The sequence below is a fragment of the Rhizobium sp. WYJ-E13 genome (assembly GCF_018987265.1).
Taxonomy (GTDB): domain Bacteria; phylum Pseudomonadota; class Alphaproteobacteria; order Rhizobiales; family Rhizobiaceae; genus Rhizobium.
Genome location: NZ_CP076853.1, coordinates 3,537,501 through 3,550,618, shown reverse-complemented (window position 1 = coordinate 3,550,618; position 13,118 = coordinate 3,537,501). Strand labels below are relative to the sequence as shown.

9 protein-coding genes (1 of these 9 only partly in view) are annotated in these 13,118 nt (G+C 59.9%); 6 read left to right on the top strand and 3 right to left on the bottom strand.

The window, feature by feature from the left end:
- Positions 1-35: 35 nt before the first annotated feature.
- Positions 36-782, bottom strand: coding sequence for a bifunctional 2-polyprenyl-6-hydroxyphenol methylase/3-demethylubiquinol 3-O-methyltransferase UbiG (gene ubiG, locus KQ933_RS17645; protein WP_216756067.1), 747 nt, complete (start codon positions 780-782; stop codon positions 36-38).
- A 164-nt stretch (positions 783-946) separates the two neighbouring features.
- The gene (locus KQ933_RS17640; protein ID WP_216756066.1) at positions 947-1,435 is read right to left on the bottom strand and encodes a BA14K family protein; all 489 of its coding nucleotides are present in this window, start codon (positions 1,433-1,435) and stop codon (positions 947-949) included.
- Positions 1,436-1,847: 412 nt separating this feature from the next.
- Here KQ933_RS17640 and KQ933_RS17635 point away from each other — a divergent pair, with 412 nt between their 5' ends.
- The 6 genes from KQ933_RS17635 (at position 1,848) to clpB (ending at position 11,498) form a co-directional block, all read left to right on the top strand.
- Positions 1,848-3,122 carry an aspartate kinase gene (locus KQ933_RS17635; RefSeq protein ID WP_216756065.1) on the top strand — a complete coding sequence of 425 codons (1,275 nt, stop codon included), beginning with the start codon at positions 1,848-1,850 and terminating at the stop codon, positions 3,120-3,122.
- Positions 3,123-3,212: 90 nt separating this feature from the next.
- Positions 3,213-5,480 (top strand): phosphoenolpyruvate--protein phosphotransferase, encoded by a 2,268-nt coding sequence (gene ptsP, locus KQ933_RS17630; RefSeq protein ID WP_216756064.1) that lies wholly within the window; start codon positions 3,213-3,215, stop codon positions 5,478-5,480.
- A gap of 28 nt (positions 5,481-5,508) precedes the next feature.
- Positions 5,509-6,588 carry a peptide chain release factor 1 gene (prfA, locus tag KQ933_RS17625; RefSeq protein ID WP_216756063.1) on the top strand — a complete coding sequence of 360 codons (1,080 nt, stop codon included), beginning with the start codon at positions 5,509-5,511 and terminating at the stop codon, positions 6,586-6,588.
- Positions 6,585-7,454, top strand: a complete 870-nt coding sequence (gene prmC / locus KQ933_RS17620) for a peptide chain release factor N(5)-glutamine methyltransferase (RefSeq protein WP_216756062.1) — start codon at positions 6,585-6,587, stop codon at positions 7,452-7,454. The genes prfA and prmC overlap by 4 nt, the downstream gene beginning before the upstream one ends.
- 346 nt (positions 7,455-7,800) lie before the next feature.
- On the top strand, positions 7,801-8,496 hold the full coding sequence (locus tag KQ933_RS17615) for a DUF4167 domain-containing protein (RefSeq protein ID WP_216756061.1): 696 nt from the start codon (positions 7,801-7,803) through the stop codon (positions 8,494-8,496).
- Between the two features lie 398 nt (positions 8,497-8,894).
- On the top strand, positions 8,895-11,498 hold the full coding sequence (gene clpB / locus KQ933_RS17610; RefSeq protein WP_216756060.1) for an ATP-dependent chaperone ClpB: 2,604 nt from the start codon (positions 8,895-8,897) through the stop codon (positions 11,496-11,498).
- Between the two features lie 69 nt (positions 11,499-11,567).
- On the opposite strand, the gene KQ933_RS17605 is transcribed toward clpB, so the two are convergent.
- Positions 11,568-13,118 carry the 3' portion of a M23 family metallopeptidase gene (locus tag KQ933_RS17605; protein ID WP_216756059.1) on the bottom strand. It continues 393 nt past the right edge of the window, so the window shows 1,551 of its 1,944 coding nt (coding positions 394-1,944); its start codon lies off the right edge, out of view — the gene reads right to left on this strand; it ends in the stop codon at positions 11,568-11,570.

The following is a 13,118-nucleotide window of genomic DNA, read 5'->3' as shown; positions in this document are numbered from 1 at the left end:
CTGGTCTTTTATAATTTTGCCTGCATGCGGCGCGATCAGGCTGGACGTTTTGCCAGCAGCATGTAATTCACATCCATATCGTTTGACAGGTTCCACTGGTTTGCCAGCGGATTGAAGAAGACGCCCGTGCGGTCGACAATCTCGAGACCGCTTGCCGCAAGCGGCTTTTCCAGTTCTTCCGGGCGTACCAGCTTCTCATATTGATGCGTGCCGCGCGGCAGCCAGCGCAGGACGTTTTCGGCAGCGAAAATGGCAAGTGCGGCCGCCTTCATCGTGCGGTTGATCGTGGCGACGAACATCAGGCCGCCTGGTCGGACCATGCTGGCGCAGGTATTCATGAAAAGCTCGACATCGGCCACATGCTCCACCACTTCCATGTTGAGCACGATATCGAAGGTCTCGCCTGCCTCGGCAAGCTGCTCGGCGGTGACGGCGCGATAGTCGACGGCAACACCCGATGCCTTGGCGTGGGTGGAGGCGATGCCGATGTTCTTTTCCGAGGGATCGGCGCCGACGACTTCAGCGCCCATCCGGGCGACCGGCTCCGACAAGAGGCCGCCGCCGCAGCCGATATCGAGCACACGCAGGCCTTCAAGTGGCTTGGCAGTCTTCGGATTGCGTGAAAAATTCTCCGCTGCCTTGTCGCGGATATAGGTCAGGCGAACAGGATTGAATTTGTGCAGCGGCTTAAACTTGCCCGTTGGGCTCCACCACTCGGCCGCCATGGCGGAAAAGCGATCGACTTCGCTCTGGTCGATGGTAGTCTTTGCCGGTTCGTTCATCTGCCGCTCCTTGATGTCCTGTCAGTGAAGTCGGACGATCGAGGCGATAAGTCAAGGGCGCTCAGGTCGCACCGGAGGCTTGGCAGGACCATAAAAAGAGCAAGTCTGAAGGCAGTAAAAAACCCCGCGTCTTCGCGGGGTTTCGGATCCTAGGTGATGCCGATTTAGCGGCACTGACGGCGCGGGCCGTACGTGGGCTGGTATGTGTTATCATATGCGCGGTACGAGCGATAACGGCTGTAGCAGTATTCGGCGTGCGAACTGCCTGCACTCACGCGCGGCTGCGAGGCTATGATGCCACCGATGATCGCGCCGGCGGCCAGGCCACCGATAATGGCGCCAGTATTGTCATGGCGGCGATAATAGCGGTCGCGGTAGTGGCGGTCGCCATAATAGCGGCGGTCCCTGTCCCACCTGCGGTCATAGCGATAACGGTTCGAATAGCGGTAATTGCTGCCCCAACCTTGGTTATAACGAGGGCAGTTCGTGAAGTTGTTGCAGCCAATCTGAAGAAGGGGGGTGGCTTGGCCGCCTGTGGTCTGCCGCTGCACTGCCGTGTGAATCGAGTTTGCCGTATAGGCTGGCCCTGCCCAGGCGGGCATTCCGGAGAATGCGGTCGCTATCGACAGTGCAATTATCGCTAATCTTCTCATTCTGTTCACCAGCTTCCTTGACGCATCCAATGCGATTTAAACGCATTTGAGACCACTAAGTTCAGTCGCCTTCATGTTCCGGTTTGACGGATACGGAGAACGGGTGCTTAACCGCAGCTCGCAGGGATCACTTCTGACGAAATCCTGCCGCCTCCACTTCACCCTTTCCCCACCCTTGCCACCCTCCGTCAAACTCGCTAAGAGACGCGCCAACTTTCGTCCTTGGTTGGCGGGGCTTTAGAGGCGTTCCAGAAACCAGTATTTCCGGGCTCTTCGGCCATTTGACAGCCGGGGTTTTCTGATGCCCGGGAGGGCGGCAATGCGACTCCCGGCGGTTTGTGAATGGCGCGTGGCGTGCCGGGGAAGCAAATCCCGTTTTCCGGCAATCACGCTCGGGTCGTGGTAGAGGCTTATGGCACGCATCGTTATGAAATTCGGCGGGACCTCCGTCGCTGATCTGGACCGCATCAAGAACGTTGCCCGCCACGTAAAACGCGAAGTCGATGCCGGCCATGAAGTGGCGGTCGTCGTTTCCGCTATGTCCGGCAAGACCAACGAGCTGGTTGGCTGGGTTCAGAACACGCCGAAGGTGATCGGCGCGAACTCTCCTTTCTACGATGCGCGCGAATATGATGCCATTGTCGCCTCCGGCGAGCAGGTTACATCAGGTCTTTTGGCGATCGCGCTGCAGAGCATGGGCATCAATGCCCGCTCATGGCAGGGCTGGCAGATCCCGATCCGCACCGACAATGCACATGGCGCAGCCCGCATCATGGAAATCGATGGCGTCGATATCATCAAGCGTATGGGCGAGGGACAGGTCGCCGTCGTTGCCGGCTTCCAGGGTCTCGGCCCTGACAACCGCATCTCGACGCTCGGACGCGGCGGGTCTGATACGTCTGCCGTGGCGATTGCGGCTGCTGTGAAGGCTGATCGCTGCGATATCTATACCGATGTCGACGGCGTCTATACGACTGATCCGCGTATCGAACCCAAGGCACGGCGCCTCAAGAAGATCGCTTTCGAAGAAATGCTGGAAATGGCGTCGCTCGGCGCAAAGGTTCTTCAGGTGCGCTCCGTCGAGCTTGCCATGGTGCACAAGGTACGCACCTTCGTGCGTTCGTCTTTCGAGGATCCCGATGCTCCGGGCATGGGCGACCTCTTGAACCCACCCGGAACGCTGATTTGTGACGAGGATGAAATCGTGGAACAGGAAGTAGTCACCGGCATCGCCTACGCCAAGGATGAGGCTCAGATCTCGCTTCGCCGTCTTGCTGACCGGCCGGGCGTTTCCGCCGCGATCTTCGGTCCGCTCGCTGAAAGCCACATCAACGTCGACATGATCGTCCAGAACATCTCTGAGGATGGTTCGAAGACGGATATGACCTTTACCGTTCCCTCTGGTGATGTCGAGAAAGCCATCAAGGTTCTTTCCGATAATAAGGAGAAGATCGGCTATGATGTCGCGCAGAGCGAATCGGGGCTGGTGAAGGTTTCCGTCATCGGCATCGGCATGCGCAGTCATGCGGGCGTTGCAGCGACTGCCTTCCGGGCACTTGCCGAAAAAGGCATCAACATCAAGGCAATTACAACCTCAGAGATCAAGATTTCAATCTTGATCGATGGTCCTTATGCAGAACTCGCTGTCAGAACTTTGCATTCCTGCTACGGTCTGGATAAGAATTGATTCCCAGCGGGCGGTCTGCCCCTTCAGGTTGAAGATGCGGCTGGTCCTTCTGGCCGCATTAAGCGTTTATTTCGGGGAGCTTGAGACGCAATGAGAGACCTTTCCGGCGGTCCGCGCGTGCTGCTCAAGCGGCTGCGCGAATTGATGGCGGAGCCGCTGGAGCCGCAGGAGCGACTCGACCGGATCGTGCGCCAGATCGCCAGCAACATGGTGGCGGAGGTCTGCTCCGTTTACGTGCTGCGCGCCGATGGCGTTCTTGAGCTTTATGCTACCGAAGGTCTCAATAAGGAAGCCGTCCACCTCTCGCAGCTGAAGATGGGACAGGGCCTCGTCGGAACGATCGCCGCATCGGCCCAGCCGCTCAATCTTTCCGATGCGCAGTCGCACCCAGCCTTCCGTTACCTGCCGGAAACGGGCGAAGAGATCTATCATTCCTTCCTCGGCGTGCCGATCCTGCGCACGGGCCGCTCGCTCGGCGTTCTCGTCGTGCAGAACAAGGCGAGCCGCAATTATCGCGAGGAGGAGCTGGAAGCGCTCGAGACGACGGCGATGGTTCTCGCCGAGATGATCGCCACCGGCGAACTCAAGAAGATCGCCAAGCCGGGCCTCGAACTCGACCTCACCCGTTCAGTCACGGTCGACGGCGATACCTATAATGACGGGATCGGCCTCGGCTACGTCGTGCTGCACGAGCCGCGTATCGTCGTTACCAATCTGTTGAACGAGGATGCGGAGAAGGAAATCCGGCGGCTGGCGGAAGCCATGGGTTCGCTCAGGATCTCCATCGACGACATGCTGTCGCGGCGTGACGTTTCCATGGAAGGCGAACATCGCGAGGTGCTGGAAACCTACCGCATGTTCGCCCACGATCAGGGCTGGGTGCGCAAGCTGGAAGAGGCGATCCGCAACGGCCTGACGGCGGAAGCGGCGGTCGAGAAGGTCCAGAGCGACACCAAGGCGCGCATGATGCGCCTGACGGACCCTTATCTGCGCGAGCGGATGCATGATTTCGAGGATCTGGCGAACCGGCTGCTGCGCGTGCTGACCGGCTATACCGGCCGCACGACCGCCGAGGGCTTCCCGAACGATGCAATCATCCTGGCGCGCGCCATGGGTGCGGCAGAGCTCCTCGACTACCCGCGTGCCAATGTTCGCGGTCTGGTGCTGGAAGAGGGGGCGGTGACGAGCCATGTGGTGATCGTCGCGCGCGCTATGGGCATTCCGGTCATCGGCCAGGCAGCGGGTGTCGTGGCGCTGGCGGAAAACGGCGATGCCGTCATCATCGATGGCGACGAGGGCCATGTGCATATCCGGCCGATGCCGGAGCATCAGCGCTCCTACGAAGAAAAGGTTCGCTTCCGTGCAAGGCGGCAGGAGCAGTTCCGCGCTTTGCGGTCCGTCGAACCGGTCACCCGGGACGGGCAACGCATACAGCTTCAGATGAATGCAGGTCTGCTGGTCGACCTGCCGCAGCTGGCAGAATCGGGAGCCGAGGGCATCGGGCTTTTCCGCACCGAGTTGCAGTTCATGATCGCTTCCACCATGCCGAAGGCGGAAGAGCAGGAAATGTTCTACCGCAATGTGCTGAAGCAGGCCGGCGGTCGTGTCGTAACTTTCCGTACGCTCGATATCGGCGGCGACAAGGTGGTGCCTTATTTCCGCGGTCACGAGGAGGAAAACCCGGCGCTCGGCTGGCGGGCGATCCGCCTTTCGCTCGACCGGCCGGGCCTCTTGCGCACGCAGTTGCGCGCTTTGCTGAAGGCCGCTGCCGGCGCTGAGCTGAAGCTGATGGTACCGATGGTGACTGAGGTTTCCGAACTCCGGCAAGTGCGTGAACTGCTGCAAAAGGAAGTGCAGCATTTGTCGCGCTTCGGCCACGGCCTTCCGCGCAAGTTGCAATTCGGCGCGATGCTGGAAGTCCCGGCCCTGCTCTGGCAGCTCGACGAGCTGATGGATGCGGTCGACTTCGTCTCTGTCGGATCCAACGACCTCTTCCAGTTCGCGATGGCGGTCGACCGCGGCAATGCGAGGGTTTCCGAGCGCTTCGATCCGCTGGAGCGGCCGTTCCTGCGCATCCTGCGTGACATCGTGCGTGGTGCGGACCGCAACAAGACGCCGGTGACGCTATGCGGTGAGCTGGCCGGCAAGCCGCTCTCGGCTATGGCGTTGCTCGGCGTCGGTTTCCGCTCCATCTCCATGTCGCCGGCCTCGATCGGACCGGTCAAGGCGATGCTTCTTGGGCTTGATGTCGGGGCGCTGGCGGCGGCGGTCAATGAGGCGCTGGACGACCGGCATGCAACGACGCCGATGCGCGAAGTGCTTGCCCGCTTCGCCGAGAGCCACAATATTCCCCTTTAGACATATATTAGAAGAACTGGAGCAAGGGGTGGCGAAGCTTCCCATTGAAAAGATGCGCGAGCTTGAGCGCCGCTTCGGCGAGATCGAAGCCCGCATGTCGGCCGGCCCCTCGGCCGATGTCTATGTAAAGCTCGCATCCGAATATTCCGAACTGCAGCCGGTGGTGACCAAGATTCGCGCCTATCAAAAGGCTGTGGACGAGCTTGCCGATCTGGAGATCCTGTTCGAGGACAAGTCCGTCGATCGCGAAATGCGCGACCTTGCCGAACTCGAACTGCCTGACGTGAAAGAACGGATCGAGGCACTGGAGAACGAAATCCAGATCCTGCTGCTGCCGAAGGATGCGGCCGACGAGAAAAGTGCGATCCTGGAAATTCGCGCCGGCACCGGCGGCAATGAGGCGGCCCTCTTCGCCGGCGATCTCTTCCGCATGTATGAGCGTTACGCGGCCGCACATGGCTGGAAGGTCGAAGTGTTGTCGGCGAGCGATGGGGAAGCCGGAGGCTATAAGGAAATCATCGCGACGATCACCGGCAAGGGCGTCTTCGCCAAGTTGAAGTTCGAATCCGGCGTGCACCGCGTGCAGCGTGTGCCGGAGACGGAAGCGGGCGGACGTATCCATACCTCGGCGGCGACAGTTGCCGTTTTGCCGGAAGCCGAGGAGATCGATATCGAAATACGGCCAGAGGATATCCGCATCGATACGATGCGCTCCTCGGGTGCGGGCGGCCAGCACGTCAATACGACGGACTCGGCGGTGCGCATCACTCACCTGCCGACGGGTATCGTCGTGACCAGCTCGGAAAAGTCGCAGCACCAGAACCGCGCCAAGGCCATGCAGGTGCTGCGTTCGCGACTTTACGATGCCGAGCGGCAGAGGGCCGATAGCGAACGTTCTGCCGACCGCAAGAGCCAGGTCGGCTCGGGCGACCGCTCCGAGCGCATCCGCACCTATAACTTTCCGCAGGGGCGCGTGACCGACCACCGCATCAACCTGACAATCTACAAGCTCGACCGAATGATGGTCGGCGAGATCGACGAAGTAGTGGATGCACTGCTTGCCGACTATCAGGCGAGCCAGCTCGCGCAGCTTGGCGAACAGCAATGATCGTATCCGGGCGGACGGTTTCAGAGATCTTTGCCGAGGCCCGGCGCCGCTTCACGGAAGCGGGTATCGACGATCCGCAGACCGATGCGCGGCTGCTGATTTCGGGACTGCTGAAGCTTTCGCCGACCGAGATGCTGACAGCCGGCCACGAGCCGGTGTCAGAAGAGCAGGCAGGCAGTATCGGTCGGGCCATCGAAAGGCGATTGAAGCACGAACCGGTACACCGCATTCTTGGAGAGCGGGAGTTCTACGGCCTGCCGCTTTGGCTTTCCGCCGGCACGCTCGAGCCGCGGCCAGATACGGAAATTCTCGTCGATACGATCATTCCTTATCTGCGCGATCTTGCAAAGACGGAGAGCAATCTCCATATCCTCGATGTAGGAACTGGGACCGGAGCGATTTGCCTTGCGCTCCTCAGTGAATGTCCGGAAGCATCAGGCATCGGCAGCGACATTTCGACCGATGCACTTGAGACGGCAAGATCAAACGCAGAAAGAAACGGATTGCAGGATCGATTCACGACCATTCGATCGAGCTGGTTCGAGAACATTCACGGGACGTTTCATGCGATTGTCTCAAATCCGCCCTATATTGCTTCCAGTATCATTCACGATCTCGCTGCCGAAGTGACGAAATTTGATCCGGCTGCAGCTCTGGACGGTGGCTCGGATGGGCTTGACGCTTACAAAGCGATAGCCAAGGATGCGGCGAGGTTCGTACGGCCAAATGGAGTCGTCGGACTGGAAATCGGCTACGATCAGCGACACGATGTGACGGCGATCTTTGAAGCGCAAGGCTTCAAGTGCCTCAAATCCGTGAGAGATTATGGTCAGAATGACAGAGTGCTCGTGTTCTCGCCGGCATGACTGGCGACAAATTGCAGCATCGAACTGGACATTATTGCTATTGCGAAGAAAAGGCTTGGATTTCCTGAGGAAGCAATATAGGTTGCCCTTACGCGTTGGGCGCATAGGAATGAACGAGATTCGTTCGGTACTTGCTCAGCCTCGGGGGTCTGCTCTTTTAGACGAGAGTTTCAAAGGTTGAACACGACCCAATGCGTGAATCAGTCAAACTGACTTGAAGACAAGCGGCAGGTCGGCGCGAAGGCGCACTATGCTTGCGGCACGAAGGCCCTGATCCGGATGAACCGGTCTTGGCGATTGGTGCCATGTATCCAATCACAAACAGAAGAATTCAGGTGAACGATCGATGAGGCCAGGACAGCAGAACAAGCGCGGTCGAGGGCGTGGCAATAACAATAACAATGGCGGCGGTGGAAACAACAATAACAACAATTTCAACCGCAAGGGTGGAAACCCGCTGACCCGGACCTACGACAGTTCCGGCCCCGATGTAAAAATCCGCGGTACTGCTCAGCACATAGCTGAAAAATATGCGCAGCTCGCCCGTGACGCACAGAGCTCCGGTGACCGCGTTATAGCTGAGAATTATCTGCAGCACGCCGAACACTACAACCGCATCATTGCGGCCGCACAGGCTCAGATGCAGGAACGCTTCCAGCGCGATGACCGCAGCGATTACAATGATCGTGACAATGCCGACCGCGATGGTGACGAACTGGATACGACAGATAATGACGACGTCGTCATCGTTCAGCCGCCTCGCCAGCAGCAGCGCGAACAGCAGCAGGCCGCTCCGGCAGCGCCCGTGCAGCAGGCGGAAGCAATTGACGGAACCGGCCCGCAGCCGGAAATCGAAGGCATTCCGGCTGAAGTTGTGATGGAAGAGGAAGGCTCAGCTGCGCCACAGCGCGAGCGTCAGCCCCGCCGCCGCAACGCCGGCAGTCGCCCGCGCCGTCCGCGTCGCGGTGCTGAGGGTGAGGCAGCCGGTGAGGACGGTGCTTCCGCTGAAGCGCCGGTTTTGGCAGAAGCCGCTTCCGAATAACTACGTCTTCGAATGCGTAATTTGAAAGGCCGCCCTCACAAGGTGGCCTTTTTCGCTTGTGAAGTCCCGTCGGCCGACTGCGAGACGGCTCCATCGACCTCTATTTCGGACCGAGAACACCCAGGGGCAAGGAAGCCGATCCAAGGATTTTTCGACAAGAAGTGAGTGCTGCCGGACCTTGCGTTGATGGGCAAATAGCGGCTGCGAAGGATGAGCCGCGGGCGACAGTTTTCGTGTGTCTCACCCCTTTAAAGTCCTGGGATTCTCCACCATATCCTGCACAGTTTGGTTTGCTGCAAATCTCAATGGCGACAAACAGGGCTTGCCTATTGAGGGAGCTCAATCTCAATCATCGGTCTGTGCCTTATGAAGGGCAGGGCGATTCATGGAGGTAACGTATGAATATCGAAAAATACTCCGAGCGGGTGCGCGGTTTCGTTCAGTCTGCCCAGACCTATGCGCTGGCGCAGGGGCACCAGCAGTTCACCGCAGAACATGTTCTTAAGGTCCTGCTCGACGACGATCAGGGCATGGCTGCGTCGCTGATCGAGCGCGCCGGCGGTGACGCCAAAGCCGCGCGGCTTGCCAATGATGCCGCTCTTGCCAAGCTGCCGAAGATTTCCGGCGGTAACGGCAACATCTATCTCGCCCAGCCGCTCGCCAAGGTGTTCTCCACTGCCGAAGAGGCTGCAAAGAAGGCTGGCGATAGTTTCGTGACGGTCGAGCGTCTGTTGCAGGCGCTGGCGATCGAAACTTCTGCCTCGACCTATCAGTCGTTGAAGACCGCCGGTGTGACCGCGCAGGCGCTCAATCAGGTCATCAACGACATCCGCAAGGGTCGCACGGCCGATACGGCAAGTGCCGAGCAGGGCTTCGACAGCCTGAAGAAATATGCGCGCGACCTGACGAGTGACGCCCGCGAAGGCAAGCTCGATCCGGTCATCGGTCGCGACGACGAAATCCGCCGGACGATCCAGGTTCTCTCCCGCCGCACCAAGAACAATCCCGTTCTGATCGGTGAGCCGGGTGTGGGCAAGACGGCGATCGTCGAAGGTCTGGCGCTGCGCATCGTCAATGGCGACGTGCCGGAAAGCCTGAAGGACAAGAAGCTGATGGCGCTCGACATGGGTGCCTTGATTGCCGGCGCGAAGTTCCGTGGCGAATTCGAAGAGCGCCTGAAGGCCGTGCTGAACGAAGTTCAGTCCGAAAATGGCGAGATCATCCTCTTCATCGATGAAATGCATACGCTGGTCGGTGCCGGCAAGGCGGATGGAGCGATGGACGCCTCCAACTTGCTGAAGCCTGCCCTTGCCCGTGGCGAGCTGCACTGCGTCGGCGCGACCACGCTCGACGAGTACCGCAAACATGTCGAAAAGGATCCAGCCCTTGCCCGCCGTTTCCAGCCGGTCATGGTCGAGGAACCGACGGTCGAGGATACGATTTCGATCCTGCGCGGTCTGAAGGAAAAGTACGAGCAGCATCACAAGGTGCGCATCGCCGATGCCGCGCTGGTTGCCGCTGCGACGCTTTCGAACCGTTACATCACCGACCGCTTCCTGCCGGATAAGGCAATCGACCTGATGGATGAGGCCGCTGCCCGCCTGCGCATGCAGGTGGACTCGAAGCCTGAAGAGCTCGACGAGCTCGACCGCCGCATCATCCAGCTGAAGATCGAACGCGAGGCACTGAAGAAGGAAACCGACGTGGCATCCGCCGACCGGCTGAAGCGGTTGGAAGGTGAGCTTGCTTCTTTCGAGGAAGAGGCTGATGCGCTGACGGCCCGCTGGCAGGCGGAAAAGCAGAAGCTCGGCCTTGCCGCTGACCTCAAGAAGCAGCTCGACGACGCCCGCAACGAACTGGCGATTGCCCAGCGCAAGGGTGAATTCCAGCGCGCCGGCGAACTCGCCTATGGTGTGATCCCGGGTCTCGAAAAGCAGCTGGCCGACGCCGAAAGCAAGGAAGACAACAGCCGCAATGCGATGGTGCAGGAGGTCGTGACACCCGACAATATCGCTCATGTCGTCTCCCGCTGGACCGGCATTCCCGTTGACAAGATGCTGGAAGGAGAGCGCGATAAGCTGCTCCGGATGGAAGACGAACTGGCGAAATCGGTGATCGGCCAGGGCGATGCGGTTCAGGCCGTCTCCCGCGCCGTGCGCCGCGCGCGTGCCGGTCTTCAGGATCCGAACAGGCCGATCGGCTCGTTCATCTTCCTCGGCCCGACCGGTGTCGGCAAGACGGAGCTCACCAAGGCGCTCGCCCGCTTCCTCTTCGATGACGAGACGGCGATGGTGCGCATGGACATGTCAGAGTACATGGAGAAGCACTCCGTGGCCCGGATGATCGGTGCCCCTCCCGGCTATGTCGGTTACGATGAAGGTGGTGCGCTGACGGAGGCTGTTCGCCGCCGGCCCTATCAAGTCGTGCTGTTCGACGAGATCGAGAAGGCGCATCCCGATGTCTTCAACATCCTGTTGCAGGTGCTTGATGACGGTCGCCTGACCGACGGCCAGGGCAGGACGGTCGACTTCCGCAACACGATGATCATCATGACGTCGAACCTTGGTGCCGAATACCTCACGCAATTGCGCGAGGGCGAGGACAGCGAGACGGTTCGCGAACAGGTGATGGATGTCGTTCGCGGTCATTTCCGGCCGGAATTCCTGAACCGTATCGATGAGATCATCCTCTTCCACCGCCTGAAGCGTGAGGAAATGGGTGCGATCGTCGATATCCAGCTGAAGCGGCTGTTGTCGCTGCTGTCCGAACGCAAGATCACGCTCGATCTCGACGAGGACGCCCGTGACTGGCTGGCCAACAAGGGCTATGATCCGGTCTATGGTGCCCGTCCGCTGAAGCGGGTGATCCAGAAATTCGTCCAGGATCCGCTTGCCGAGCAGATCCTGTCGGGTCAGGTGCCGGATGGATCACTGGTGAAGATCGCCAGTGGTTCGGACCGGTTGCTGTTCCGGACGAAACAGCCGGTCAGTGAAGCAGCGTAAGGCTGCACAGACGAGAATTGAAAATGGCGGCTCTCGGGCCGCCGTTTTTGTTTCCGCGGTAAGCGAGAATTATTTGCTTGCGACCTGGTCTGAGGCCGGCTGGTTGTTCAGCAGCGTGTCGATGCGCTTGCGCTCGTCCTCGAACTTGGCGAGCGCATCACCCTGCAGTGATTTGCCACCGGGCAGCCGGATACGCAGGGGGTCGACCTTGGTGCCGTTGACGATCAGTTCGTAGTGAAGGTGCGGGCCCGTGGATTCGCCTGTCGTTCCTACCCAGCCGATGACCTGGCCCTGTCGCACCTTGGCGCCTGGCACGATGCCCTTGGCGATGGCGCTCTGGTGGTTGTAGGAGGATTCATAGCCGTTGGCATGGCGGATGATCGTCTGGTTGCCGTAACCGCCGGAATCCCAGCCGGCCTTTTCGACCGTACCGTTACCGGCGGCGATGATCGCCGTGCCGCGCGGGGCTGCCCAATCGACGCCGGTGTGCATGCGCGCGAAGCCGAGGATCGGGTGACGGCGCATACCGAAACCGGACTTGAAGATGCCGTTCGGAACAGGGTTGCGCAGCAGGAACTGGCGGATGCTCTTTCCGTCCTGATCGAAGTAATCGATCGTGCCGTCTTCCGGGTCCTGGAAGCGATAGAAACGGGTCAGCGTATCGCCGAAGCGGGCGTTGACGTAGAGAAGCTCGGAATCCTCGGTCGCCTGGCCGTTGCTGTTGGCGACGGAGAAGAAGGCTTCGAGGTAATCCGACGGTTTCAATTGCGCCTGGAAGTCGACATTGCTGGCGAGCAGCTTGATGATCAGCGCCGTCATGTCCTTGGTCATGCCATAGGAAAGGGATGCGCGGTATATGCCGTCATAGACGCGCGGCAGATTTTGGCCAGCAGGAGGAGCGAAGGAATTATCTTCGAAGGCGGTGGCTATCGCATCCAGCATCGGCGGCTCGCTGCCGGCAACGAAACGGCCCCTGTCGTCGAGCGCGACGGTGATGAGATGGCGGGTGCTGCGATAGACGCTGGCGCGGATGATCTTCGCCTGTTCGCCCTTCTGAATGATGCCGATACGCAGGACGTCGCCCTTCGAAAGCGTATCGGTTCCGAGCAGCGGGGCGATGTAGCCGGACATGCCGTCTGCCTGTGGCTGCGGATAGCCGGAATCGGCGAGTGCCTTGGCGATCGTCGTATCCTGGCGCACCGGCAGGATGTCGTCGGCGAATTCCTCGGTCTGTGGCGTGATGGATTCAGGCGCCGAGACCGTCATATTCTGCTCAAGCACGCGAGCCGCGAGGCCGGCGGTCAGGTCGACGTCGTTGTCCTCGGCAGAGAAGCGGCGCGGATCGACATAATAGAGAGCGGCAAGCTGAGCATTTCCGTCCGTCAGAACGGAGCCGTTGGAGCGGACATTTTCCTCGACTTCGTCAAGCGACAGGCCGGGGGCCATGTTCAGGTCGGACTTGTTGGTCGGGAAGGGAACGGTCTTCAGCGCCACTTCGGATTCGACATCGGAGCCGTAAATTGCGCCGGTGCGGCTTTGCGGTGCCGGCTGGGGTTCGTCGGCTGAGAAGATCGCCAGCGGATCGAAGTCCGGATAATCCTCGGTCGCGACGTGATTGGC

What these genes read in the sequence shown, in the direction of transcription:
- prmC (WP_216756062.1), top strand. Translation starts at nt 6,585, where the DNA reads ATGATCGTATCCGGGCGGACGGTTTCAGAGATCTTTGCCGAGGCCCGG.
- clpB (WP_216756060.1), top strand. Translation starts at nt 8,895, where the DNA reads ATGAATATCGAAAAATACTCCGAGCGGGTGCGCGGTTTCGTTCAGTCT.
- KQ933_RS17640 (WP_216756066.1), bottom strand. Translation starts at nt 1,435, where the DNA reads ATGAGAAGATTAGCGATAATTGCACTGTCGATAGCGACCGCATTCTCC.
- ubiG (WP_216756067.1), bottom strand. Translation starts at nt 782, where the DNA reads ATGAACGAACCGGCAAAGACTACCATCGACCAGAGCGAAGTCGATCGC.
- KQ933_RS17615 (WP_216756061.1), top strand. Translation starts at nt 7,801, where the DNA reads ATGAGGCCAGGACAGCAGAACAAGCGCGGTCGAGGGCGTGGCAATAAC.
- KQ933_RS17635 (WP_216756065.1), top strand. Translation starts at nt 1,848, where the DNA reads ATGGCACGCATCGTTATGAAATTCGGCGGGACCTCCGTCGCTGATCTG.
- ptsP (WP_216756064.1), top strand. Translation starts at nt 3,213, where the DNA reads ATGAGAGACCTTTCCGGCGGTCCGCGCGTGCTGCTCAAGCGGCTGCGC.